The organism is Kaistia granuli DSM 23481, from assembly GCF_000380505.1.
Taxonomy (GTDB): Bacteria; Pseudomonadota; Alphaproteobacteria; order Rhizobiales; family Kaistiaceae; genus Kaistia; species Kaistia granuli.
Window position 1 is genome coordinate 81347 of record NZ_AQYH01000020.1, and the last position, 25154, is coordinate 106500.

The window sequence follows — 25154 nt, forward strand, 5'->3', positions numbered from 1 at the left end:
GGAAGTATTGCGATGCAATAAGTATTTCGGATGTCGAAATATGTGGCTTTTCGGGCTGTGCGCGACGATGTATGCGTTCGACCTATTTCCTGTTCACGTGAATATCATTGGCGGTTTTATCTGGAACCCTGTCTTTTCTGATGCATTACATGCCAAGGGGGCGTTCTTGGACTGCGGGTGCAACGAGAAGGAGGGCTACATGTCTCGGTTTCGGATGACAGCTACTTCGGTGGCATTCCTGATTGGCACGATGCTGGTGCCTGCCCATGCCGGAGGTCTCGGTTCGGTCGTGGGCGGGGTCACCGGCGCGGTCGGCGGCACCGTCTCGGGGCTGACAGGCGCCGTCGGTGGCGCGGTCGGCGGCGGACTGGGCAATACCGTCAGCAATACCGGCAACGCGCTCGGCGGCACCGTCTCGAGCCTCGGCAACACCGTCGGCGGCACGGTCAACGGCGTTACCGGCGCGGTCGGTAACACGGTCGGCGGCGTCACCGGCAACAGCGCCTCGGGTACTGGCACGGCACCCAGTGGACGCTCGCTGCAGAAAACGCCGAAATCGACGCTGCTGGCCGGCATTGATGCCCGCGTCGATGTCCTCTCCAAGCGCGAACTGGTGCGGCTCTGCCTCGGTGTCGGCGGCGCGGCCAGCTGCGGCGGTCAGCGCGAGGATGTGATCAAGCTGGTCGACGCGCGGCTGAAGCTGCTGTCGAAGGACGAGCTGGCCAATGTCTGCGTCAATGTCGGCGCCAGCTGCGGTGGCAAGGCGGGGACCAAGGTGACCGCCAGCGTGCTCGGCAAGAAGGGCGTTGCCGATGCAAAGGTTAACTCGAAGCTGATCGGCGGCATCCATGCGAAGGCGGCCGTGCTTTCCAACAGGGAGTTGGCCAAGGTCTGTGTCAATGCCGGCGGCGGCTCGGGTTGCGGCACGAGTGACCGCGGCAAGCTGCTCGGCCTGATCGACACGCGGCTCGGCCTGCTCAACCAGGCGAGCCTGCTCAATCTCTGCCTGAGCGTCGGCGGGTCGTGCGGCGGTCGCGTCGCCACCAATCCGGGCGGGCCGGGCAATCCCGGCAATCCGGGCGGCCCTGGCAATCCCGGCAACCCGGATGGACCGACCTCGGTCTCGGACAGCCGTCTGAGCGGCGGCGAGCGCCAGGCCCTGGCACGCAAGTGCCCGACGATCCTGCGCAATCCGATGTCGTTCGACACGGACCTCGTCCAGCTCTGCAAGCTGGCCCGCCGGATCTGACCGTCCGTTCAGGTTCCAAGAAAAAGCCGCCGTGCCCAGGCACGGCGGCTTTTTGTTTTAGCAAGTCCGGACAGGACGCCGCCGGTCAGGTCTGCGCCTTGCCGGATGCCATGCGGGCGATCATCAGGGCGCCGAGGATGATGGCGCCGTAGATCGCCTGAATCCAGAACGAGGGTACCTGCGCCAGCGTCAGCAGGTTCTGCACGACGCCGAGGAGCAGCACGCCCGTCAGCGCGCCGAACATGGTGCCACGGCCGCCATCAAGCGAAATGCCGCCGATCACCGCCGCCGCGAAGACGGTGAAGATCATGCCGTTGCCTTGGTTGGCGCTGATGGCGCCGACATAGCCTGTGATCACCAGCCCGCCGACCGCCGCCAGCATGCCGGCCAGGATGTAGACGCCGCAGGTGATGCGCTCGACCCGGATGCCGGCGGCGCGCGCCGCTTCCGGATTGCCGCCGATGGCATAGAGCGCCCGTCCGAGCCGGTGATAGCGCAGCACGATCGCGGCGACGGCGAAGGCGAGGGCCGCCAGCCAGACCGCCAGCGGCAGGCCGAGGATGGTGATGATCATCAGCGCGTAGAAGGCATCCGGCAGGTCGAACAGGGTGCGGCCGCTGGTGGCGCCCACCAGCATGCCGCGCAGGATGATCAGCATCGCCAGCGTGACGATGAAGGCGTTCAGCGTGAAGCGGACGACGAGGATGCCGTTGATGAAGCCGATCAGCGCGCCGACACCGATGACGATCAGGATGCCGAGAAAGGTCGGCAGCTCGATGCCGAAGCCGTTATTGGCGACCGGCAGGACGAGCAGGGCGCCTATCGCCGGGGCGAAGCCGGCGGTCGATTCGAGCGAGAGGTCGAACTTGCCGGTGATGATGATCAGCGATTCCGCCAGCACCACGAGGGCGAGGGCGGCGGAGGAGGTCAGGATGGTGTTGATGTTGCCATGGGTCAGAAAGGCGGGGCTGATGAAGGCGCCGATGATGATCAGGATCACCAGGGCCGGCAGCAGCGCCAGGTCATGCAGGCGGATCATCGACCGGCGCGGGGCGGGCTTGCCGCCGGCACCGAGCGTCGCCGCCGTGGCTGTTGGTTGCGTGTTCATGCGAGCTCGATCCCTTCGATGGAGGCGACGAGCGCATTGTCGCTCCAGCCTGCCTTGTGTTCCGCGACGACCGATCCGTGCCGCATCACCAGCACCCGGTCACAGGTCTTCAGGTCCTCGATTTCGCCGCTGACGACGAGGATCGCCTTGCCCTCCTGCCGCATCCGCTCGATGACGGTCAGCAGCGCTTCCTTCGACTTGACGTCGACGCCGGCCGTCGGGTCCATCAGGACGAGGACGGAGGGGTCGTTGGCGAGCGCCCGTCCCATCACGACCTTCTGCTGGTTGCCGCCGGAGAGGCCGGAGACCAGCTGGTCTGGGCCCTCGGTGACGATGCCGAGCGAGGTGATGGTGCGGTTGGTCAGTTCGGTCCGGCGCTTCGGCGCGATGAAGCCGAACGGGCCGAGATGCCGGTTGACCGTCATGATCGCGTTGTCGGCGACCGATTGCGACAGCACCAGGCCCTGGTCGTGCCGGCTCTTCGGCACGCAGCCGACGCCAAGCTCGAGCGCCGCCGTGACGTCGCCGGACGGCAGCGGCTTCTGGTCGATGCGGATGGCGCCGCCCGTAAAGGGCGAAAGGCCGGCCACCGCCTCGGCAAGGCCGATGCGCCCGCCGCCAGTCGGTCCGGACAAGCCGACGACCTCGCCGCGCCGGACCTTGAAGCTGACATCCTGGAAGTCGTCGCCGGACAGGCGGTCGATCTCGAGGGCAACGGCGGCGCCTTCCGGCACCGTCCGGCCGGCGGCGTCGGCGACGCCGAGGCTCGCGTGCTCGCCTGTCATCGCCTCGATCAGCCGGTCCTTCGGCAGGTCGGCGACAGGCGCCGTGATGATGTGGCGCGCGTCGCGCAGCACCGTCACGGTCTGGCAGATTTCGTAGACCTCCTGCAGGTGGTGCGAGATGAACAGGAAGGTGACGCCGGCCGCCTGCAATTCGCGAATGCGGGTGAAGAGGCGCTTGATCTCCTCGCCGTCGAGCTGGGCCGTCGGCTCGTCCAGGATGATGAAGCGGGCGCCGTAGGAGAGGGCGCGGGCGATCTCGACCAACTGGCGGGCCTCGATACGGAGATCGCCGGCACGCGCGTCCTCGGAGACCGCGACGCCCCATTGATCGAGCAGCTCGCGGGCGCGCCGACGCAGCGTCGACCAGCTGATGAAGCCGCGTTCGGTCGGGTGACGGTTGATGAACAGGTTTTCCGCGACCGTCAGGTCGGGGATGATGGTCGAGTGCTGGTAGACGCAGGCGACGTGCTTGCGCCAGCCCTCGCGGTCGGCGATGGCAGGCGCCGGGACGCCCGAGAACCGCACCTCGCCCGAATCCGGGGCGCGCAGGCCGGTCAGAATGCCGACCAGCGTCGACTTGCCGGCACCGTTGCGTCCGACCAGCGCGTGCGACTCGCCGGCGAAGACCTTGATATGCGCCTCATGCAGCGCGGTGGTCGGTCCGTAGCGCTTGGAGACGCCATGCGCCTCGACGATGGGAATGGCGGGATCAGGCGATTGCATATTGGCCTCGCCCGGCGCCGTCAGGGAATGGGAAGGACATCGCGGTCTCCGGACCGTGGGAACGGATCAGCGAGTTAGCGCTGATCCGGTTCATGAGTTTCGTCCGACAAGGGCTTGAAAAGGCTCGGGAAGGGGGTGCCTCCCGAGCCGCCTCGATCCCTAGAGCTGGTTGCCCCAGAAGCTCTTGTCGTCGACATTTTCCTTGGTGACGAGCGGTGCCGAGAGCTGGTCCTCCAGCACGCCGGGGCGCACTTCGAGGATGGTGCTGTCGTGGTCGGTCGGACCCGGCGCGAACGTCTTTCCGGCGATCGCTTCCTTCAGGTACTGGATACCGTATTTGGCGTAGAGGTCGGCCGGCTGCGAAACGGTGGCGTCGATCTCGCCCTTGCGGATGGCGTCGAATTCCTGCGGGATGCCGTCGTTCGAGACGATGACGATATGGCCCTCTTCGCCAGCCGGCTTCAGCAGGTTCTTGCGCTTCAGCGTCTGCAGGGTCGGCGCAAGGAACACGCCGCCGGCATGCATGTAGATCGCCTTCAGGTCGGGCTGCGCGTTGAGCAGCGCGTCGAGACCGGCGGCGGCGTCTTCACCCGACCAGGCCTTGGTCGGGATCTCGAGCAGCTTCAGCTTCGGATAGTTCTTGGTGATGCACTCGCGAAAGCCGTTGCCGCGGTCGCGGCCGTTGATCGAGGCCTGATCGCCCATGATCTGGACGACCGGGCCTTCCTTGACGTTGTCGCCAATGAATTTGCAGGCCTTCTCGCCGTAGGCGAGGTTGTTGGCGCGCACGACGATGGCGACCGGGCCGTTGTCGGGGGCGACGTCGACGGCCACCACCTTGGCGCCGGCCTTCTCGGCCGCCTTCAGCACCGAGCCGGCGGCGGCGGATTCGAACGGCGAGAAGATGATGCCCTTGGCGCCGAGCGACAGGGCGTTCTGCACGCCGGTGATCTGCTTGGCGGTGTCGAATTCGGAGTTGAAGGGCTCGAGCAGGTCGACGCCCTGCTTCTTGGCCTCTTCGACGATGTAGCGGTTGTAGGAGGTCCAGAACGGCGAGGTCAGCGTCGTCAGGTCGACCGCTACCTTTTCCCCGTCCGCGCGGGCGGCGCTCGCCCCGATCATCGTCGCCAGCAATGCCGCGCCCAGGATCGGGACGGTCTTCTTCAGCGTCTTCATGTGGTTTCCTCCCACTGGTTCAGTCACGCAGTCCCGTGCCGAGGAAACGTCCGGTTTGCTCCGGTTCTGTCGTTCCCGCGGCGACGTCCTCCTCCGACATCGCGCCTTACCTTGATTTTCGTCCGCCCTCAGGCGCGGACCGGAAAGTCCTCCGGTGCGCGCGACATCATGGCGTCCCGGCTCGCGGCCAGATGGGCCCGGAGCGCGGCGACGGCCTGTTCGGCATCGCCTTCCGCCAGCGCCTCGACGATCGCGGAGTGCTCCTGCCGCGTCCGTTCCAGCGTGTAGCTCTTCAGCGTGAAATTACGGATCGTCTGGGTCTGGCGCTGGATGACACGATGCCAGCCGGCGATCGTGTCGTTGGCGCCGAGCTGGACGATCAGTTCATGGAACTCGCGATCCAGGCGGATGGCGTCGGCCAGCGCCTCGCTGTTCTGCTTGGCGACCTCGGCCATATGCGCATCGAAGATGGCGCGCAGCCTGGCGACGAATTCCGGCGTGGCGCGGCCGGCCGCGATTCCCTTGGCAATCGCGTCGAGCTCTACCAGCATGCGCGCCTCGAAGATCTCCTCGATGGCCGCCGGCGTGAACCGCCGCACGATCGAGGAACGCCGCGCCGTGCCTTCGACGAGGCCGTCGCGCTCCAGCATCGCGATCGCTTCCTTGACCGGCGTCTGGCTGATCAGCAATTCGCCCGCCAGCTGCTCGGCCAGCAGGCGTTGACCGGCCGGCAGGCGTCCGGAGACGATCTGGCTCCGCAGCTCTTCATAGGCCTGTTCCGCGAGTGTGGCGCGCTTCAGTTTGGGCATGCCGTAACGATAGGCAGGGATTTACTCGCCACGCAATAAAAAATTTTATGTTTCATTTGCGGGAATGTTGGGCTAGCCAATTCAACGAGAGCCGGGATTTTTGAGCAGAGCCAACTTGCCATGCCGAACCCTTCGCGTGACCTTTCCCAGCAACCTGTGCCCGTCACGGCCGGCACGGACAGCCGACTGCTTCTCCTCTTCGAAGGCGATAACGTGTTTGTCGCGCGGATGAGGATCCGGGCCGGTGAGACCGTTCTTGTCGAGGGAAACGGCGTGACGCTCGCCGCCGACCTGCCGCTCGGCCACAAGCTGGCGCGGCGGCCGATCGCGGCCGGCGAGAAGATCGTCAAATATGGCGCGCCGATCGGTACGGCGACCGAGGCGATCCCGGTGGGCACGCCGGTCCATGTCCACAACGTCAAGAGCGACTACACGCCGACCTATCATTTGATGGACGCGAACAAGGCGGAGGCAGGCAGATGAGCATGGCTATCGCAACGGAAGTCGCGCCGGTCCCGCCGGGGTTGGCCCAGACATCCACCATGCGCGGCTGGCTGCGCCGCGATGGCCGCAAGGGCATCCGCAACACCGTCGTCGTCGCCTATCTCGTCGAATGCGCCCATCACGTCGCCCGCGAGATCGCCATTCCGTTCCGCGAGCACGATGTGCACGTCATCGGCTTTCCGGGCTGCTATCCGAACCCCTATGCCGAGACGATGATGCAGCGGCTCTGCACCCATCCGAATGTCGGGGCGGTGCTGCTGATCTCGCTCGGCTGCGAGAGCTTCAACAAATACGCGCTGGAGCGTTTCGTGCGCGACAGCGGCCGACCGGTGAAGACGATCGTCATCCAGGCGACCGGCGGCACCCGCAAGTCGATGGAGGAGGGCCGCGCCTTCGTCGCCGAGCAGCGCGCCGCGCTCGACGCGGAGCCGACCGTGCCGATGGATCCGTCCGAGCTGGTCATCGGCACGGTGTGCGGCGGTTCCGACGGCACGTCCGGCATCTCCGGCAATCCGGCGGCCGGCCGCGCCTTCGACATGTTCGTTGCGGAAGGAGCCGCCTGCATCTTCGAGGAAACCGGCGAGTTGATCGGCTGCGAGCACATCATGGCGGCCCGCGCCGTGACGCCGGAACTGGGCGAAATCCTGGAGGCCAGCGTCGCCAAGGCCGCGCGCTATTATGCGACGCTCGGCTATGGCTCGTTCGCCGCCGGCAATGCCGAGGGTGGGCTCACCACCATCGAGGAAAAGTCGATGGGCGCCTATGCGAAATCGGGAGCGTCGCCGATCTCCGGCCTGATCAAGCCCGGCGATATCCCACCGCATGGCGGGCTCTATCTGCTCGACGTGGTGCCGGATGGCGAAGTGCGCTTCGGGTTTCCGAACATCAATGACAATGCCGAGATCGCGGAACTGATCGCCTGCGGCAGTCATGCCGTACTGTTCGTCACCGGGCGCGGTTCGGTCGTCGGCTCGGCGATCTCGCCGGTGGTGAAGATCTGCGCCAATCCCGAGACCTACCGGCGGATGGAGGACGACATGGATGTCGACGCCGGCCGGATCATCGAGGGCAGAGCGGGGCTCGACGAGGTCGGCCGCGAGATCCACGATCTGGTCGTCGACCTGGCGCGCGGCAAGCGCACCAAGTCGGAAGAGCTGGCGCACCAGGAATTCGTGCTCGGCTACAAGAGTTTTGAGCCGATCGGTCCGGCTTGCCTGCCGGTCTGATTGGGCTTCGATACAGGGGGAGATGTATCTTGACGGATCTGACGGCCAGGCTGGAGGCCTGCTACACCGGCGTCGTGCATGACGTCATGCGCGCCATGGGCCTGCGCGATTTCACCCTGCCGGCCGAGATGCGGCCGATTATGCCGGAGCGCACACTCGCCGGCCCAGCCTTCACCATCGAAGGCCGCGCCGATCCAGAGGCCGACGGCCACCAGACGCTGCTCGCCTGGACCGGGCTGCTCTCGAAAGCGCCGGCGGGCTCGATCTGGGTCTCGCAGCCGAACGACCGCATCGTCGCCCATATGGGCGAGCTCTCGGCCGAGACGCTGAAGAACAAGGGCGTGCGCGGCTGCATCGTCGACGGCTATGTGCGCGATACCAATTTCCTGCTCGAGATGGGCTTCCAGACCTGGTGCCGCGGCTTCACCCCGCGCGACATCGTCGGCCATTGGCTGCCGGTGGCGACGGAGGTGCCGATCGAGATCGGCGGCATCCAGATCCGCCCCGGCGACTATTTCCTCGGTGACCGCGACGGTCTTGTCCGCATCCCGGCCGAGCATCTTCTCGTCGTCGTCGAGCGCGCCGAAACGGCGATCACGACGGAAAACCTCGTCCGCAAGGCGATTCTCGCCGGCACCGACCCCCAGCAGGCCTATCTCCAGCATGGCAAGTTCTGATCTCGAGGCGGCCGAGCCGCTGCATCCGGTTTTCGTCGAGGGCGTGAAGGCGCGCCGGGCGCGGCCGGCCTTTCCCGATATCGGCCCGGCGGCGGCCAAACCGCTGTTCGAGGAGATGCAGGCCAATCCCGGCGGACTGCCGCAGGTCGGCGCCGTCGAGGCGATGACGGTCGCCGGCGGCGCCGGGCCGCTCCCGGCGCGGCTCTATCGACCGGCGCCGGGCGATGCGACCCCGCCGCTCGTCGTCTATTTCCACGGCGGCGGGTTCGTGCTCGGCAGCTATGACACGCATGACCGCAATGCCCGCCGGATCGTCAACGCCGCGGGAGCCGTCGTCGTCTCGGTGAACTATCGGCTGGCGCCGGAACATCCGTTCCCGGCCGGCGCCGAGGATGCCTTGGCCGCGGTCCTCGATCTGGCCGCGCGGGCAGAGGCGCTCGGCGCCGATCCGGCACGCGTCTTCATCGCCGGCGACAGCGCCGGCGCGACGCTGGCCATCTCAGCCGCCTTTTCCGGCCGTGGCGGGCGTGGACCGGCGCTGTCCGGCGTGATTGCATTCTATCCCGTCACCGACATGACGGCGATCGGGTCGGGCGTGTCCTACGAGTCGTTCGGCGATGGCTCGGTCGGCCTGTCGGAAGCGGACATGATCTGGTTCCGCGACCTCTATGCGCCGGATCCGGCCGATTGGGCCGATCCGCGCTGCTCGCCGCTGACAATGGGACTCGCCGATCTGGCCGAATTCCCGCCGACGCTGGTCATTACCGCTGCCTATGACGTGCTGGCCGAGGATGGCGCCCTGTTTGCGGCCCGGCTCGACGCCGCCGGCGCCCCGGTCAGCTACCACCATGTGCAGGGCGTCAACCACGGCTTCATCGGTGCGCCCAACCCGCCGCCGGCGACGCTCGCTACCTACGAGGCGGTGGCGGCGTGGATGAAGTCGGTCGGCTAGGCCTGGGAACTAGCCCGGCTTGCGGCCGCGCACATGCAGGAAGATTGGCGCGACGCGGGTGTCGGCGATGACAGGCTCGGCGGCGGCTGCTTCCACGCTCGCGCGCGGCTCGCCGAAGGCCTCGATGGCGAGACCCGCGCCGACGACCATCTCGACCCACTGGCTCAGCGTCCGATGGAAACGCGGCACGCGGAACGGGTCCACCTTGGCGCGTTCCTCCGCCGGCAGGGTCGAGAACCACCAGCTCTCCACCTTGCCATCGGTCGTCTCGAAATAGTCGGCGATCTCGACGGCGACCGGCTGGCCGTCGCCGTCGCGTACATTGCGCCGGCGCGGCGGCACGAAGCAGGGATGCAGGATCGAGAACTGCAGGAAGCCACCGGGGCGCAGTACCCGGCGTGCTTCCTTCAGCACGGCCGCCTGGTTCGGCATGTCCATCAGCGACATGAAGGCGGTGGCGAAATCGAAGCTCGCATCTTCGAACGGCAGCGCCATGCCGTCGCCCGACAGGTAGCGGATGCCGAGCGGCTCGGCCGCCTCGCTCTCGCTGGCATGGCGTATGAAGGTCGGCGCGATGTCGATCGCCGTCATCCGCGCGCCGACACGGGCGAGTTGGCGGGTGTTGGATCCCTCGCCGCAGCCGATGTCGAGGCCGTCCAATCCGGCGATCGGCGGCAGCATGGCGAGGAAGGCCGGCGTGTTGAGGGCGTCGCGGTAGACATCGTAGCCGGCGCGCGAATGGCGGGTCCAGGCTTCGGCATTGGCTTCCCAATGCGCGGCGACGGTCGACGGATCCATGGGCATGGCACCTTCCAGCTCGACAGGGGGCGCGCCTTTGACCAAATGGGCGCGACCCTGTCAAGGCCGGGAGGCAGGAGGCTTAGCGCAGCAGCAGGCCGCCATCGACATGGATGGTCTGACCGGTGATGTGGCCGGCCGGGCGCGACAGCAGGAAGGCGATCGTCGCGGCGACGTCGACCGGGGTGCCCATCTTGCCATTCGGCGTGGCTTCGGCGGCCGGGTTGTCGGCCGAATGCGGCATTGCCTTGTGGCCACCGGGATCCTTGCGGGTGAAACCGGGCGCCACGGAATTGACCGTCGTGCCGGTCGGCGCCAGTTCCAGCGCCAGCGCCTTGCCGAGCGCCTCGAGGGCCGCCTTGGCTGCGGAGGTCGCCGGGAAAGTCAGACCCGCCTTGCCGAAGGTATGGGCGACGAAGGAGCTGACGATGACGACGCGACCCCAGCCGGACTCCTGAAGATCGGGCAGGGCGGCGACGACGAGGCGATGGAAGGCGGCCGGCATCGAGGCGAAGGCGTGGGCGAGGTCGTCCTCGGTCAGGGTGGTGAAATCAGCCATCGAGGCCTTGGCGGCATTGCTGACGATCTGGTCGAGGCGGCCGAAGCGGGCGCGGGCCGTCGCCACGAGGGCTGCGGGCACAGCCGGATCGGCGAGATCGCCCAGCGCCGTCTCGACGAGGCTGCCGGCCTTGCGCGCCTCTTCCGCGACTGCCGCGAGACCCGCCTCGTTCTTGCGCGTATGGAGGAGGATCGCCGTGCCGGGGCCGGCGATGGCGCGCACCGTGGCGGCGCCGATGCCGCTCGCGGCGCCGGTCACCAATACGACGCGTTCGATGGTCTCGGTCATTCAACTCTCCTGATCGGAATGCTCTTTGGGGGCGCGCTTTCTTCACGCGAACCGCCGCTTTGCTCGGAAGATGCTTTTAGAAGGCGACGGCTTGGCCGTCCTTGCGCGGGTCGGAACCCGCTACATAGCCCTCGTGCAAACGTTCGATGATCTGGGCACCGCCAAAGGCGAAAACCGCATCCGGCGGTTCGATGACGATCTCGTGGCCCTTGGCCCGAAGCGCATCGACAAGCGCGGTCGGAAAGCTGGCCTCGACCGCCACCTTTCGGTCGCCGACGACGCGCCAGCGCGGCGCGTCGGCCGCCGCCTGTGGGTTCTGGCCATAGGCGAGCCGGCGCAGCATCATCTGGGTGTGGCCCTGCGCCTGCATCGGGCCGCCCATGACGCCGAAAGCGGAGAGCGGCTGCCCGTCGGCAGCCATGGCGAACCCCGGGATGATGGTGTGGAACGGCCGCTTGCCCGGCGCCACGCGATTGACGTGACCCGGCGCGAGCGAGAAGCCGGCGCCGCGGTTCTGCAGGCTGATGCCGGTTCCCGGAACCACGACGCCGGAGCCGAAGCCCATGAAATTCGACTGGATGAAGGAGATCATCACGCCGCTGGCGTCGGCGGCGGCGAGATAGACGGTGCCGCCCGGCTTCGGCGCGCCATAGGCGGGCAGCCCGGCTTGCGCCCGGTCGACGAGAGCGGCGCGGGACGCCAGATAGTCCGGGTCAAGCAGCGCCGTCGGCTCGAAGGCCATATGATCACTGTCGGCGACGTGTTGGTCCGCATCGGTCAGCGCCAGCTTGGTCGCCTCGATGGCGAGATGCAGCGTCTCGACATCGTCGACCGGATCGGCGCCGATGCCGAGTTTTTCGAGAATGCCGAGCGTGATCAGCGTGACGATGCCCTGGCCGTTCGGCGGGATCTCATGCACCGTGCCGCCCGCGAAATCCTGCGCGATCGTCCCGACCCAATCCGCCCCATGCGCGCCCAGATCGTCCGCGGTCAGACCGCCGCCATGCGCCTTCGCATGGGCGGCCATCCGCTCGGCCAGCGCGCCGCGATAGAAGCTTTCACCTTCAGTGGCGACGATCGATTCCAGCGTCGCGGCCAGCGCCGGATTGCGGAAGCGCTCGCCGGCGCGCGGGGCGCGGCCGTCCGGCAGGAAGGCCTCGGCGAAGCCCGGCTCCGTGCCGAGCCGGTTGCCGCCCATCTGCCAGAGCCTCGCGATGATCGGCGAGACGGCGAAGCCGTCGCGGGCATAGCGGATGGCCGGCGCGGCGATGACCTCCAGAGGCAGGCTGCCGAAGCGCTTCCACAGCGCAATCCAGCCGGACACGGCGCCAGGCACGGTGACGCTGTCCCAGCCTTGCGTCGGCATGGCCGTCTGCCCGGCAAAGCGCTCCGGTGTCCAGGCGACCGGCGCCCGACCCGACGCGTTGAGGCCGTGCAGTTCCTTGCCGTCCCACAGGATCGCGAAAGCGTCACTGCCGAGACCGCAGCCGGTCGGCTCGACCACGGTCAGCGTCATGGCGGCGGCGATCGCGGCGTCGACCGCGTTGCCGCCTTTCGCCAACATCGCGAGGCCCGCCTGGGCGGCGAGCGGCTGCGAGGTCGCGACGACATTGTCGCCGAGGACCGGCGAGCGCTGCGAGGGGTAAGGTTGGGTGAAATCGACCATGGCCGCTTGGGTATCCTGTCGGCGCGCTTCGTCCAATCGGCTCGGTTCCGTTGACGCTCAGCTCTTGGCGGGCTTGTTGCCATGCGACAGCGCCGGCGTTCCGCGGAACAGCGACATGTGGCTATGGTTGCTCACCCAGGGCTCGTCGATCGAGGCGCGAACGAAGCTGACGGTCGCGCGACCGGCACGGGCAAACGTCGTGCCGTCCTCGTTGTAGCCGGTGGAATCGAAGATCGCGAGCCCAACGGCGAACAGCCGGTCGGGCGAGACGAGGGCGCGGATATCGTTCCGGAAGGTGAAGCCGTCGATTGTCGGCCAGACCTTGCGCCACTGCGTCGCTTCCGCTTCGTCTCGACCGATCATGAAATCGGTGATGGACCCGAACGACAGGAAGTCCTCGGCGAACAGCCGCCGCGCCGGCACGAAATCGACGGCGCGGACATAGGCCGAGAGGTCGACGAACCAGGTCCGGATGCTGTCCAGATCGGCGTCTTGGACGACCGATCCTGCCTCGATATGCGTAGTCATTTCAGGAGCCTGGGGGGTGCTCTGTTGCGTCTAGTGAGGAAAACATGCCGCTTCATCGCGGATCGTGCAACGGACCCGCATCGGCAATCCGGGCACTGGCCGGCGGATCGGCGAGATGCCCCGCGAGCAGGGCAGCACAGGTCAGCAAGGTCGCGATGGCCGCGGCAAGGAGGGGGCGGGGAATCTTCGGCAAGGGACCGTCACGCATGGGAGACCTCGCATTCCAACGATGCGAAATCGTTCGAGGTACAATCGGTCAGGCGGGCTCGTTCATCGAGCCACGGGATTGTGAAATCTTGCCAGGGAAGCGAATAATTTGCCGCGGCATCAGGCTTGCGGGAGAACGTCAGCGCCTTTTTGGGGCCGCGCGTGGCGGGGGCGGCTCCGGCAGACGATGCCTAGCTTGATCAGTCGGTGACGGCGTCCCACGGCAGATCGGACAGGCGGATCGGCCAGCGCTCGAAGACGAGCTTTTCCGTCTCGTCGCTGAAACGCTCGAAGACGCGAGCGGCCATGCCGAGTTCGGCGGCCGAGTTCCCCAGATGCTTGGCCAGCGACAACGCATCATCATGCGACGAGAAGGCGCCGATCTGCGATCCGTTCTGGCTGACGATCGCGTAGCCCCGGTCTTCATTGGGCTGAACATAGTAGACCGCCGAATCAAACACTTAACGTCTCCTTAACGCGCGTTCGATGCTTAGCTGAGTCGATCGTGCCTGTGTGTAGCGAATGCGGTCCAGCCGGGAAATTCATCCGAAAGTGTCTCGGGTGTGTCCGATCGGTCATGCTACCTCCGGGCGGATAGCGCCAGCGCGAACCGCTGGGACGGCGTGGCGGGAAGGGGCCGATCCAGCGGTTGACTCGGGCCGCTCCATCGCTAGTTTCGGCCCCGGTCAAGGTTCTCTCTGACCGCAAGGCAGAGAGCTAAGAGGGAAGCCGGTGCGCCCGATCGGTCCAGGACCGAGGCAAGGCCGGAGCTGCCCCCGCAACTGTAAGCGGTTAGCCGCGCTGCCATTCTACGTCACTGGCGACATGTCGCCGGGAAGACAGGCAGCGTTGGCATCGACCCGCGAGCCAGGAGACCTGCCCTGACCGGTTCAATGTCCTTGGGCGGGGTGTCCTGAAGGAACGTTTGGCTGGTCGCGACGGGCGCCTTCCGCCCGCTTTCTCCATTCATGCGGTCTTTCCGACCCTTCGCCCGTTCCGCCGGGGAGTCGGAAACATGTCGACCATCGAAGCCATCCGGTCCGGACCGGAGCCGCCGACGCGCGCCGTCGTGTTGCTGGCGAAATCCGCCTTTGCCGCCGCGCCGATGTGGGAAATGCATCGCCTGGCCGAGCGCATCCAGCGCCAGCGCGGCGCGGGGGAAACCGTCGCCTTCGCCTTCTCCGAGCAGGGCACACCGGCGCTTCGCGACGTCCTGCTGTCGCTACGGGACAGCGGCCATTCCGAGATCGTCATCCTGCCGCTCGTGATCCCGCTCGAGCCGAGCTTCCACGCCTGGCTTGGCCGGACGCTGCAACGCTGGCTCGCCGACGATCCCGACAACTGGCCTGTGATCCGGATCGCGCCGGCGCCGGAAGACGCGCCGGCGCTGGACGGCCTGATCGGCCAGCTGATCGACGGCTCGGCCGCGCGGCCTGCCGTGGCGCTCTCGGACAAGCCGCTGCCCGACGCCTCGCTGGTGCCGGCGCAGAGGCGCCGCGTTCTGGTCTGCCAGGGCGGACCGTGCAACGCCGCCGGCGCCGACGTGATCTGGGGGCATCTCCGCAACGAGCAGGAGCGGCGCAAGCTGCGGACGGTGGGCGAGGGCGTCATGACGGCCAAGTCGACCTGCCTCGGTCCCTGCAACCTCGCGCCCGTCCTGCAGGTGTTTCCAGAAGGCACCTATTACGGCGGCGTCACCGAGACCGGCATCGACACGATCATCGACGAGCATCTCCTCGGCGGCCGCATCGTCGCGGCGCTCGCCTATGCGCCGACCGGGCGCAAGCAGGCGCTGCGCGGCTGACCGCCCTTTTCTCTCATCTCAGAAAGTCCCATCGCATGAAGACCCTGCTTCGCGCCCTGCGCGTCTCCGCCGCGCTGCTTGCCTCGGCAGCCGCTCTATCCACTACCGCATGGGCGGCCGAGCCGCTCCGCGTCGGCGCCTCCTTCATCACCAGCGGGCTCGATCCCGCCAAGGGCTCGAACGGCTGGGCACTGACCAGTCACGGCATCGGCGAGAACTTGTTCTCGGTCGATAGGGATGGCGTGCTCGGTCCCAACCTCGCCGAGAGCGCTGAGCGGGTCGATGAATTCACCTGGCTGGTAAAGCTGAAGCCGAACCGCCGCTTCGCGGACGGTACGGAGGTCTCGGCCGCGACGGTCGGCGCTGGGCTCGCCCATACCATGGCCAACAACAAGGCGGCGCTGGCGACCGGCGGCACGCTGCGGTTCCAGGCGGTCGATCCGCTGACGCTGCAAGTCACGACGGAGAAGCCGGTGGCGCTGATCCAGGCGCTGTTCGCCGAATGGCCGCTGGTCACCTACCACCTTCAGGGCGACGGTACGGCGAGCTTCAGCGGCCCCTATGCCGTGAAGTCGTTCCGGCCCGACGCCGAGATCGAGCTGGAGCCCAATCCGCATTTCGCAGGCGCCGAAAAACGCGGCCCGGTCACCTATCGCAAGTTCGCCGACGGCCAGGCGCTGACGCTCGCCTTCGAGGCCGGCCAACTCGATCTCGCCTTTGGACTTCCGTCGGAAGGTATAGCGCGGCTCAAGGCGAACGAGGACCTGACGGTCAAGGAATTCGCCGTCGGTTACCAGTATCTCGCCTATCTCAACACCCGCAGCCCGATGCTCGCCGACGCCCGCGTCCGCCGCGCCGTCGATCTCGCGATCGACCGCGACCAGCTCGTGCTGGCCATCCATGGCGGTACGCCGGCGACCGGCGCCTATGCGCCCTATTTCCCGTTCGCCGGCAAGCAAGCGCGCTCGACCGATGTCGGGAAGGCTGCCGGACTGCTGGACGAGGCCGGATGGGTCGTCAGCGCGGATGGCAAGCGCAGCAAGGACGGCGCCACCCTCAGGCTCGCCGTGCTCGCCTATCCGCAGCGGCCGGATCTCGTCGCCATGCTGCCGGTGGTGAAGGCGCAACTGGCAGCGCTCGGCATCGAAGTCGAGACGCGGATCGTCGAGAACGCCAACGAGGTCGCCGGCTCGGGTGATTTCGATGTCTTCCTCTGGGCTCAGCACACGGCGCCGAGCGGCGATCCCGCCTTCTTCCTGAACAGCACGTTCCGGACCGGCGCCGGGCTCAACTTCTCGGGCTATGCCGATGACGCCTTCGACGCCATTCTCGATGGCTTCGCCGAAGAGACCGATCCCGCCAAGCGGGCGGCCATCGCCGCCGCGGCTGAGGCGAAGCTGATCGAGGACGCGCCGGTGTCGTTCCTCGTCTCGCCCGTCTGGCATGTCGGCGTCTCGAAGGCGCTTTCGGGCTACGAGCCCTGGGGCTCCGACTACCACGTCCTGCGCGCCGATATCGGCGAAGCCCGGTAGTGGCGAGGCACGCTTGACCCTCCCGGTCCGGATCACGTTGCGGACGATCGCCAGCCTGCTGGCGATATCCTTGCTGGCGTTCGCGATCATCTCGGCCATGCCGTCCGATCCCGTCGCCATCGCGATCCGGGCCTGGAACCTTCCCGTCGACGGCGAGATCGTCGCCGGGCTCCGGGCGCAGTGGGGTCTCGATCGGCCATTCCTGGAGCGCTACGCCGCCTGGATCCTGCGCTTCTTTAGCGGCGACTGGGGCCTTTCGTTCCGGACCGGTGAGCCGGTGCTGGACGAATTCCTGCGCCGCCTGCCGCTGACGCTGACGATTGCCTTCTCGGGCCTTACCCTCGCGCTCGTCGCCGCCGTGCCGCTCGGCTTCCTGGCGGCGCTGAAGCCGCGCGGGCTCGTCGATGGCGTCACCCGCATGCTGGCCGTCCTGGTCCAGGCGGTGCCGTCGATCTGGCTCGGGCTGGTGTTTCTCTGGGTACTCGGCGTGCAGCTTCGATGGATCCGGCCTTTCTCGCGCGACTGGAGCGGGCTGATCCTGCCGATCGCGCTGATCGCCCTGCATTCGCTGGCCGTCCTTACCCGCGTCTACCGACGCGACCTCATCGATATCAGCAGCCAGCCCTTCTTCCGCACGGCGCTCGCCAAGGGGCTCGGCCGGCCCGCCGCGCTTTGGCGGCACGGTCATGCCCATGCCCTCTATGCGCTGCTCTCGGCCTTCCGCGCCGAGGCGAGCTGGGCGGTCGGCAGCACGGCGGCGATCGAAGTGCTGTTCGGCCTGCCCGGCATCGGTCAGTTCCTGGTCGAGAGCATCGCGGCGCGCGATTATCCGGTATTGCAGGCCTATGTGATGGTGGTGGCGGGCTGGCTGCTGCTGCTGAACGCCGGCATCGCCGCGAGCCTCGCCTGGCTGGGCGGACGCCGGGCATGAAGCTCCGTCCGATCCCTGCGCTGGTCGTCGTCGCGCTGATGCTGGCCGGCGCGCTCTGGCAGCCGCATGACCCTGACGCCATCGACCTGGCGCATCGCCATGCGCCCAATTCGTGGGCGCATTGGCTCGGCACCGACCAGTTCGGTCGCGATCTGCTTTCGCGCCTGATGGTCGGCGGCTGGCGCACCGCGATCGTGCTCGTCTGCGTCGCCGCGATCGGCATGGTCGGCGGCTCGCTCTTCGGCATCCTGGCGGCGATGCTGGGCGGCTGGCGGGGAGGGGCGATCCTGCGGGCGGCGGAGATGTTCATCGTCGTGCCGACCCTGATCGTCGCGCTGACGGCCGCGGCGATCTTCGGATTGAGCCCGCTGACGGCCGGCGTGGCGCTCGGGCTTGCCGGTGTCGGGCCCTATACGCTGTTCGCCCATGCGCTGGCGCAGCGGCTGCTCGGCCAGCCCTATGTGCAGGCGGCGAGGGCGCTCGGCGTCGGCGGGCTGCCGCTGGTGCTGCGCCACGTCGTGCCCAACATGGCGCCGGTGCTGTTCGCCCATATCGGCAGCAATGGCGGCCTCGCCGTCACAGCCTATGCGTCGCTGGCGTTTCTCGGCCTGGGTGCCGATCCGTCGCGGCCCGACTGGGGCGCGATGCTGTTCGAATATCGGATGTTCCTGTTCGACCATCCGATGCTGATGGTCTGGCCAGGCCTTGCCATCGCCGTGGTCGCGGCGGTGCTCAATGCGTCTTTCGACGCGGATTGACGGGGCTGCCGATCGCCAGGAAGGCGAAGACGGCGAGTGTGCTGAGCGCCGCGATGATGGTGAGCGCCGCCGGATAGCCGAGCCGCTCCGTCATCAGGGCAAAAGCGAAGGGCGCGGCCGAGGAGACGACGAGCCGCACCGAGGTCAGCCGGCCGAGGCGCTTGCCGTAGCCGTCGCTGCCGAACAGCTCGAGCGGCAAGGTGCCCTGCACGATGCTGGAGAGGCCCGAGCTCAGCCCGAACACGATGGCAAAGGCGAAGGCGCCGGCGAGGTTTGGCGCCGTCAGCAGCAGGATACCGGTGGCGAGCGGCAGAAACACCGACGCGATGATCGCCAGCGTCCGCTGCGACAGCTTGCCTGCGAACATCATGTTGGTGAAGCGGCTCAGCACCTGCGCCGGTCCGAACACCGAGGCGACCAGCACGCTCGCCTTGGCGAGGCCGAGGCCCGTCAGCATCGGCAGCATGTGGACGAGGAAGGTCGAGGTGACGAAGCTCTGGATGGCGAAGCCGACCAGCATCAGCGCAAAGGCGCGCGGCCGGGCTGACGCCTCGATGACACCGATGAGGGGCGGCCTCGAAGGAACGGCCGGATCGAGGTCGGAGCGGCGGCCGACGTCGGTCCGCGTCCGTACCATCAGCCAGGCATGGACGGGAAAGCAGAGGAAGAGATGCAGCGCTGCGAACAGCCAGTAGACCTGATGCCAGTCGAGGCGGTCGTGCAGCCAGCTTGTGAAGGGCCAGAACAGCGTCGACGAGAAGCCGGCGATCAGCGTCAGCTGGGTGATGGTGCGCTGCGCCCGGGCCGGGTTGATCTGGACAAGCAGCGTGAAGGAGCTGGTGTACTGCACCAGCGCCGAGGCGATCTGGATCGCGATCAGGCCGAGCACGAGCAGGATGCTGTTGCCGGCCAGCGCCGCGGTGGCGAGCGCCAGGGTGGCGACCAGCGAGCCGACCGTCATGACGCGCCCGGCGCCGGCGCGGTCGATCCAGGCGCCGATCCACGGCGCGCTCAGTCCGCTGACGAGCAGCGAGACGGAGAAGGCGGCGAACATCCACTCCGTCGAGATACCGAACTCGCGGCCCATTGCGGGGGCGAGGACGCTGAAGCTGTAGTAGAGCGTGCCGTAGCCGATGATCTGGGTCAGGCCGAGGGCGATGACCGCCATGCCGGGATTCATGCGTGGATCGCCTTGGACCGTCTCAATGGGCTGGTGGCACGAGGGCGAGTCGCGACTCGTCTGCGTCTCGACGGTTCTATGCGCGTTCGCGGCCGGCGGGAACAGTCCGAATTCACGCCGTGCCGAAGCGGCGGTTTGGGGACGACGGCGGACCGAGACGGGCGGCGGACGGCAGTAAGCCGGCGTGTCATCCGAGCGTTACGGGCGGCGGGCTAAGCGGTGGCCGTCGCGCCAGACTGGCGCTCAACCCCTTCGTGAGGCTCTCATGAACGCCAAGCTTATCGGCGCCGTCGGCACCTTCGCCGTCGCAGCCCTGCTCGCCGGCCCGGCCGCGGCCGACAAGACCAAGATCGACTTCTGGTTCGGCAATTCGGGCGATATCGCCAAGCGCGTCCAGGAACAGTGCGAGCGCTTCAACGCCAGCCAGGCCGACTATGAAGTCGTCTGCACCAGCCAGGGCTCGTATGACGCCTCGCTCCAGAACACCATCGCGGCCTTCCGCGCCGGCCAGCAGCCGACCATCGCCCAGGTGTCGGACGCCGGCACGCTCGACATCATGCTGTCGGGCGCCTACTACCCGGCCAACAAGCTCATGACCGACATGGGCTACACGGTCGACTGGAAGGACTATTTCTCCGGCATCGCCAACTACTATGCGACGTCGAAGGGCGAGATGTACTCGTTCCCCTTCAATTCCTCGACGGCGCTGCTGTACTGGAACAAGGACGCCTTCGCCAAGATCGGCAAGGACCATGCTCCGGCGACGTGGGAAGAAGCCGCGGCCGATTTCAAGGCGCTGAAGGCGGCCGGCTATGCTTGCCCGCTCGGCTTCAACATCTCGCGTGACGAAGTCTGGCAGCTTGGCGAGCAGTTCCTGGCCGTGCATGGCGAGCCGATCGCCACTCGGAAGAACGGCTATGAAGGCCTCGACGCCGAGCTCTCCTTCAACAAGGGCAAGTGGGTCCAGTTCGTTAGGGATTTGAAGGGCTGGTACGACAATGGCGAAGCCGTCATCAAGTCGAAGGAAACCGGCCAGACCTTCATCGAAGCCTTCGCCAACGGCGATTGCCAGGTCATCCTGACCTCGGTCGGCGATCACGGAAATATCGGCCGTACCGCCAAGGAAGGCCTGAACTGGGACGTCGCGATGCTGCCCGTCTATGAGGGCACGGATCGCAAGAGCTCCTTCGTCGGCGGCGCCTCGCTCTGGGTGCTGACCGGCAAGTCCGACGCCGAGTACAAGGGCGCGGCCGCCTTCTTCGACTTCATCGCCAAGCCGGAAGAAGCGCTGACCTGGTCGACGGTGACCGGTTACATCCCGGTCCGCAATTCCGGCTTCGAGTATCTGAACCAGCAGGGCTTCTACAAGGAAGCTCCGTACAAGGGCCGCGAGCTGGCGATCCAGAGCCTGACCGCGTCGCCCGCTGAGGATCCGGCTCCGCAAGGCATCCGCCTCGGCGGCCTGCTGCAGATCCGCCAGGAAATCTCGAACGGCCTGCAGGCGATCTTCATCAAGAACGAAGACGTCCAGGCCTCGCTCGACACGGCGGCCGATCGCGGCAACCAGATCCTGCGCAAGTTCGAGCAGACCTACGCCGGCAAGACCCTGCCGTAATCCCGTCACGTCGAACTCCCACCCCGCCTGCCTCGCTCCGGCGAGGCAGGACAAGGGAGCCGGGCGGAACGTGCGCCGTTCACGTTCCGCCTATTCCTCGATCCGGCCGCGTGCCCCATGCACCGCGCCGGATCCAGGTTGTCGCCGCCCCGTCCGGAGGCGCCGGCAACCTGAAGATCGAGTCTGTCCCATGGAAAAGCGCGCCACCTTCTCGTCCACGACCATCGGCCTTCTGTTCGCCCTGCCGATGCTCGTGCTGATCTTTGTCTTCTTCTACTGGCCGAGCGGTCAGGCGCTCTACTGGGCCTTCACGCTGGAACAACCCTGGGGCGGCGGCAACACCTGGGTCGGCCTGCAGAATTTCCGCCAGCTGCTCAGCGATCCCTACTACTGGGGCGCCATCTCGCGCAGCATGGTGTTCGGCCTCGGCTCGACCTCGATCGCCATGGGCGTCGCGCTGCTGCTGGCGCTTTTCACCGATCGCGAGATGCGCGGCCACAAGGCCTATCGCAGCGTCTTCATCTGGCCCTATGCCATCGCCGCGCCGGCGCTCGGCCTCGCCTTCCGCTTCATCCTGGCGCCCGAGGCCGGCTTCCTGTCGCTGATCAACCAGATCTGGCCGGGCTTGTGGAATCCGGCGCTCGACGGCACCGACGCGATGATCGCCGTCATCATCGCCTTCTCGTGGAAATATGTCGGCTACAACTTCATCTTCTTCCTGTCGGCGCTGCAGAGCATTCCCCGCTCGCTGATCGAGGCGGCCGCGATGGACGGCTCCGGCCCGATGCGCCGCATGTGGGACATCCAGCTGCCGCTGCTGACGCCGACCTTGTTCTTCCTTCTCGTGATCAACATCACCGAGAGCTTTCAGGACAGTTTCGGCATCGTCGACATCATGACCCAGGGCGGCCCGGCGAGGGCGACCGAGCTGATGGTCTACAAGATCTACTTCGACGGTTTCAAAGGTCTCGACTATTCCGGCGCCGCCGCGCAGTCGATCATCCTGATGGGCCTCGTCGTCCTCCTCACCATCGTGCAGTTCCGCTTCGTCGAGCGGCGCGTGCACTACAAATAGGGGCGGGGCCGATGGTCGAACGCACTCCCATCTTCAACGCCGTCTGCCAGATCGTGCTCTTTATCGGTCTCCTCACAGTCCTGCTGCCCTTCCTGATCGTCGTCATCGCCGCGACGCACGATATCCGCACCGTCAACACGGTGCCGATGCCGCTCGTCCCCGGTTCCGACCTGTTCGCCAATCTGCACGAGGCCTGGATCCGCGCCGATCTCGGCCGCAAGCTGCTGAATTCCTTCCTGTTCGCCGGCACTGTGGCGGCCGGCAAGGTGCTGCTGTCGTCGATGGCGGCGTTCGCCATCGTCTATTTCCGCTTTCCCGGGCGGATGCTGATGTTCTGGCTGATCTTCATCACGCTCATGCTGCCGCTCGAGGTCCGCATCGTGCCGACCTACGCGGTCGCCGCCAATGCGCTGGCGCCGTTCCAGGCGATCCTCGACGTCACTGGCATCTCCTGGCTGATCCGCAATGTCTCTGGCCTGCAGGTGAAGCTCGAATGGGGCCTGCTCAATTCCTATACCGGCCTGATCCTGCCGCTTGTCGCCACCGCGACTGGAACGTTCCTCTACCGCCAGTTCTACCTGACGGTGCCGGACGAGCTGGCGGAAGCCGCCAAGATGGACGGCTCCGGGGCGGTCCGCTTCTTCGTCGACATCCTGTTCCCGCTATCGAAGCCGAACATGATCGCGCTCTTCACCATCATGTTCGTCTGGTCGTGGAACCAGTATCTCTGGCCGCTGCTGATCACCACCGACCCGAATTTCGGCATCGCCGTGACCCAGCTGAAGCACCTCATTCCCTCCGAATTCGGCTTGCCGGACTGGAACGTCGCCATGGCGGGAACGCTCATCATCATGGCGCCGCCGCTCATCGTCGTGATCCTGATGCAGCGCTGGTTCGTGCGCGGCCTGATCTCGACCGAGAAGTGATTGGAAAGGACCATCCGATGTCATCGATTGCCATCAAGGGCGTCAAGAAGGCTTATGCCAAGAACGCCGTCGTGCACGGGGTCGACCTCGAGATCGCCACGGGCGAGTTCATCGTCATTCTCGGCCCGTCCGGCTGCGGCAAGTCCACGCTGCTCCGGATGATCGCCGGGCTCGAGGAAATCTCGGGCGGCGAGATCTGGATCGACGGCAAGCTGGTCAACAAGTTGGAGCCGCGCGAGCGCGGCTGCGCCATGGTGTTCCAGAACTACGCGCTCTATCCGCACATGACGGTGGCCGAAAACATCGGCTATGCGCTGAAGGTTGCCGGCGTGCCGAAAGCCGAGCGCATGCAGCGGGTCGCCGCCACCGCCAAGGTGGTCGGCCTCGAAGCCTTCCTCGACCGTCGCCCGGCGGCGCTTTCCGGCGGCCAGCGCCAGCGCGTCGCCATGGGCCGCGCCATCGTGCGGGAGCCGAAGGTGTTTTTGTTCGACGAGCCGCTCTCCAACCTCGACGCCAAGCTGCGCGTCGCCATGCGCGCCGAGATCCGCCGCCTGCATCGCAGGCTCGGCGCGACGTCCGTCTTCGTCACGCATGACCAGACCGAGGCGATGACGCTGGGCGACCGGCTCGTCGTCATGAATGGTGGCCGCATCGAGCAGGTCGGCACGCCAGCAGAGGTCTACAACCGCCCGGCCACCCGCTTCGTCGCCAATTTCGTCGGCTCGCCGTCGATGAACCTGATGGAGGGTGCGATCGATCGCCATGGCGTATTCGTCTATGACGAGCAGCGCCGCATTCCGCTGCCCGGCGCGCTCGATGCCCGACTCGTCGGCCACAAGATCGTGCTCGGCGTGCGCGCCGAAGCGGCGAAGCTCGTCGAGGCCGGCACGCCGGGCTCGCTGCCCGCCACCGTCGACTTCATCGAAGAACTTGGTGCCGGCCGCGTCGTCCATACCGATTTCGACGGGCTGTCTTTCGCCGTCGCGCTCAGCGACGCTGCCACCTTCGAGACCGGCGATCCCGTCGGCGTGATGATCGATCCCGCCGACATCCATCTCTTTTCGATCGAGAGCGGCCTCCGCATTGATTTGCCGGCGTCGCAGCCGGCCCACGCGACCTCCCTCTGACCCCTCAACCCATTCGAGACCTTTGCCATGAGCAACGACCTGATCAGCCATGTCGGCTTCTGCACCACGGCCGGCGTCGGCGACCTCAATCATCTGGAAGCCTCGCTTGCCCGCATCGCCGAGCTTGGCTCCGATGTGGCGGAGCTGTCGCTCTGCGGCGAGGACCTGATCGTCGGCGGCCGCGTGCTGGAAGCGCGTGCCCGTCGGCTGGCCGACATCTGCGCCAAGTTCCCGCTGCGCTATACGGTGCACGGCCTGATCGTCTCCAATTTCATGGATGCCGAGCACCTGGAATTCCAGAAGGCGGCCGTCCGCGCCATGCTGGAGCTCTGCTCGCGCGTCGGCGCCGACATCCTCGTGCACCACAGCGGCCACGCGCCGATGGCGCCGCGCCGCGTCATCGCCGGCTACGACCGCATGCAGCACGACGCGCTGGCCGAGCTTGCCGATGTCGCCGGCCGTCACGATGTCCGCATCGCGCTGGAGAACATCTTCGCCGCCGACGATGCTATGTACCGCCAGCAGCCCTCCGAGGTCGCGGCGACCGTCCGGGCGATCGACCATCCGAACCTCGTCACGACGATCGATTTCGGCCACGCCTATATCGAGGCGACCCGGACCGGCGGCGACTTCCTCGACGAGGTCAAGGCGATGGGCCCGGTCGCCGGCCATCTGCATGTGCATGACAGCTTCGGCCGTCCCTACACGATGACCAAGTTCTATCATCCAAGCGAGGCGGCCGCGCTCGGCATCGGCGACCTGCACCTGCCTCTCGGTTGGGGCGACCTGCCATGGGAGAGGGTGTTCGACACGATCGAGGTGCTGCCCGGCACGGCGCTGATCCTGGAGATCGACGAGCGCTTCGATGCCGACCGGGCGGAATCGATCGAGCGGGCGCGCGCACTGGCCGCTCGCCTCAACGCCCGCCACGCCGCGCTCGCGGCCTGATCG

General features: G+C 67.0%; 25 protein-coding genes and 1 riboswitch. Of the genes, 14 read left to right on the forward strand and 11 right to left on the reverse strand.

What is annotated here, in order from left to right; genetic code table 11:
* Positions 1 to 229 precede the first annotated feature (229 nt).
* Positions 230 to 1249, forward strand: a complete 1020-nt coding sequence (locus tag G342_RS25530) for a hypothetical protein (RefSeq protein WP_051094424.1) — start codon at positions 230 to 232, stop codon at positions 1247 to 1249.
* An 85-nt stretch (positions 1250 to 1334) separates the two neighbouring features.
* Here G342_RS25530 and G342_RS0121970 read toward each other — a convergent pair whose 3' ends face one another.
* The 4 genes from G342_RS0121970 to G342_RS25010 form a co-directional block, all read right to left on the reverse strand.
* A complete protein-coding gene (locus G342_RS0121970) occupies positions 1335 to 2357 on the reverse strand; it encodes an ABC transporter permease (RefSeq protein WP_018185332.1) in 1023 nt (340 codons plus the stop codon).
* A complete protein-coding gene (locus G342_RS0121975; RefSeq protein WP_018185333.1) occupies positions 2354 to 3865 on the reverse strand; it encodes a sugar ABC transporter ATP-binding protein in 1512 nt (503 codons plus the stop codon). Before G342_RS0121975 ends, G342_RS0121970 begins: the two co-directional genes overlap by 4 nt.
* Before the next feature lie 159 nt (positions 3866 to 4024).
* Complete coding sequence (locus G342_RS0121980; RefSeq protein ID WP_018185334.1) at positions 4025 to 5041, reverse strand: sugar ABC transporter substrate-binding protein; 1017 nt, start codon at positions 5039 to 5041, stop codon at positions 4025 to 4027.
* A gap of 128 nt (positions 5042 to 5169) precedes the next feature.
* On the reverse strand, positions 5170 to 5850 hold the full coding sequence (locus G342_RS25010; RefSeq protein WP_018185335.1) for a GntR family transcriptional regulator: 681 nt from the start codon (positions 5848 to 5850) through the stop codon (positions 5170 to 5172).
* Between the two features lie 120 nt (positions 5851 to 5970).
* Between G342_RS25010 and G342_RS0121990 the strand changes: the two genes are divergently transcribed.
* From G342_RS0121990 to G342_RS25015, 4 genes are read left to right on the forward strand one after another with little or no spacing between them, the layout of a single operon-like run.
* Complete coding sequence (locus tag G342_RS0121990; protein ID WP_051094426.1) at positions 5971 to 6333, forward strand: UxaA family hydrolase; 363 nt, start codon at positions 5971 to 5973, stop codon at positions 6331 to 6333.
* Positions 6330 to 7580: a UxaA family hydrolase gene (locus G342_RS0121995; RefSeq protein ID WP_018185337.1), complete on the forward strand. Its 1251-nt coding sequence runs from the start codon at positions 6330 to 6332 to the stop codon at positions 7578 to 7580. Before G342_RS0121990 ends, G342_RS0121995 begins: the two co-directional genes overlap by 4 nt.
* A 29-nt stretch (positions 7581 to 7609) precedes the next feature.
* Positions 7610 to 8257, forward strand: coding sequence for an RraA family protein (locus G342_RS0122000; RefSeq protein ID WP_018185338.1), 648 nt, complete (start codon positions 7610 to 7612; stop codon positions 8255 to 8257).
* Positions 8244 to 9209: an alpha/beta hydrolase gene (locus G342_RS25015; RefSeq protein ID WP_018185339.1), complete on the forward strand. Its 966-nt coding sequence runs from the start codon at positions 8244 to 8246 to the stop codon at positions 9207 to 9209. Before G342_RS0122000 ends, G342_RS25015 begins: the two co-directional genes overlap by 14 nt.
* Before the next feature lie 9 nt (positions 9210 to 9218).
* Here the strand turns inward: G342_RS25015 and G342_RS0122010 are convergent, their stop codons facing one another.
* The 6 genes from G342_RS0122010 to G342_RS0122030 form a co-directional block, all read right to left on the reverse strand.
* Positions 9219 to 10007: a class I SAM-dependent methyltransferase gene (locus G342_RS0122010; protein ID WP_026304699.1), complete on the reverse strand. Its 789-nt coding sequence runs from the start codon at positions 10005 to 10007 to the stop codon at positions 9219 to 9221.
* Positions 10008 to 10089: 82 nt separating this feature from the next.
* Positions 10090 to 10854 (reverse strand): SDR family NAD(P)-dependent oxidoreductase, encoded by a 765-nt coding sequence (locus tag G342_RS0122015; RefSeq protein WP_018185341.1) that lies wholly within the window; start codon positions 10852 to 10854, stop codon positions 10090 to 10092.
* Positions 10855 to 10930: 76 nt separating this feature from the next.
* Positions 10931 to 12520: a gamma-glutamyltransferase family protein gene (locus G342_RS0122020; RefSeq protein ID WP_018185342.1), complete on the reverse strand. Its 1590-nt coding sequence runs from the start codon at positions 12518 to 12520 to the stop codon at positions 10931 to 10933.
* Positions 12521 to 12577: 57 nt separating this feature from the next.
* Positions 12578 to 13048, reverse strand: coding sequence for a Cif family virulence factor (locus G342_RS0122025; protein ID WP_018185343.1), 471 nt, complete (start codon positions 13046 to 13048; stop codon positions 12578 to 12580).
* A gap of 52 nt (positions 13049 to 13100) precedes the next feature.
* Entirely contained in the window at positions 13101 to 13256 is a 156-nt protein-coding gene (locus G342_RS26195) for a hypothetical protein (RefSeq protein WP_156831065.1), read from the reverse strand.
* Positions 13257 to 13455: 199 nt separating this feature from the next.
* Positions 13456 to 13716, reverse strand: a complete 261-nt coding sequence (locus tag G342_RS0122030) for a hypothetical protein (protein WP_018185344.1) — start codon at positions 13714 to 13716, stop codon at positions 13456 to 13458.
* Positions 13717 to 13927: 211 nt separating this feature from the next.
* Positions 13928 to 14153, forward strand: a riboswitch (cobalamin riboswitch).
* 117 nt (positions 14154 to 14270) lie between these two features.
* Between G342_RS0122030 and G342_RS0122035 the strand changes: the two genes are divergently transcribed.
* From G342_RS0122035 to G342_RS0122050, 4 genes are read left to right on the forward strand one after another with little or no spacing between them, the layout of a single operon-like run.
* Positions 14271 to 15059: a (2Fe-2S) ferredoxin domain-containing protein gene (locus G342_RS0122035; protein ID WP_018185345.1), complete on the forward strand. Its 789-nt coding sequence runs from the start codon at positions 14271 to 14273 to the stop codon at positions 15057 to 15059.
* A 35-nt stretch (positions 15060 to 15094) separates the two neighbouring features.
* Entirely contained in the window at positions 15095 to 16591 is a 1497-nt protein-coding gene (locus G342_RS0122040) for an ABC transporter substrate-binding protein (protein ID WP_018185346.1), read from the forward strand.
* 13 nt (positions 16592 to 16604) lie between these two features.
* On the forward strand, positions 16605 to 17522 hold the full coding sequence (locus G342_RS0122045) for an ABC transporter permease (RefSeq protein WP_245557320.1): 918 nt from the start codon (positions 16605 to 16607) through the stop codon (positions 17520 to 17522).
* Positions 17519 to 18280 (forward strand): ABC transporter permease, encoded by a 762-nt coding sequence (locus G342_RS0122050; RefSeq protein ID WP_018185348.1) that lies wholly within the window; start codon positions 17519 to 17521, stop codon positions 18278 to 18280. The genes G342_RS0122045 and G342_RS0122050 overlap by 4 nt, the downstream gene beginning before the upstream one ends.
* Here G342_RS0122050 and arsK read toward each other — a convergent pair.
* On the reverse strand, positions 18255 to 19448 hold the full coding sequence (gene arsK, locus G342_RS0122055) for an arsenite efflux MFS transporter ArsK (RefSeq protein ID WP_245557321.1): 1194 nt from the start codon (positions 19446 to 19448) through the stop codon (positions 18255 to 18257). The two genes, G342_RS0122050 and arsK, sit on opposite strands and share 26 nt — an antisense overlap.
* Before the next feature lie 277 nt (positions 19449 to 19725).
* On the opposite strand from arsK, the gene G342_RS0122060 reads away from it, so the two are divergent.
* From G342_RS0122060 to G342_RS0122080, 5 genes are all read left to right on the forward strand, one after another.
* Positions 19726 to 21075: an extracellular solute-binding protein gene (locus G342_RS0122060; RefSeq protein ID WP_018185350.1), complete on the forward strand. Its 1350-nt coding sequence runs from the start codon at positions 19726 to 19728 to the stop codon at positions 21073 to 21075.
* A gap of 190 nt (positions 21076 to 21265) precedes the next feature.
* A complete protein-coding gene (locus G342_RS0122065) occupies positions 21266 to 22150 on the forward strand; it encodes a carbohydrate ABC transporter permease (protein ID WP_018185351.1) in 885 nt (294 codons plus the stop codon).
* A gap of 11 nt (positions 22151 to 22161) precedes the next feature.
* Positions 22162 to 23076, forward strand: coding sequence for an ABC transporter permease subunit (locus tag G342_RS0122070; RefSeq protein ID WP_018185352.1), 915 nt, complete (start codon positions 22162 to 22164; stop codon positions 23074 to 23076).
* A 17-nt stretch (positions 23077 to 23093) separates the two neighbouring features.
* The gene (ugpC, locus tag G342_RS0122075; protein ID WP_018185353.1) at positions 23094 to 24203 is read left to right on the forward strand and encodes a sn-glycerol-3-phosphate ABC transporter ATP-binding protein UgpC; all 1110 of its coding nucleotides are present in this window, start codon (positions 23094 to 23096) and stop codon (positions 24201 to 24203) included.
* A gap of 27 nt (positions 24204 to 24230) precedes the next feature.
* Entirely contained in the window at positions 24231 to 25151 is a 921-nt protein-coding gene (locus tag G342_RS0122080; RefSeq protein WP_018185354.1) for a sugar phosphate isomerase/epimerase family protein, read from the forward strand.
* Positions 25152 to 25154 lie beyond the last annotated feature (3 nt).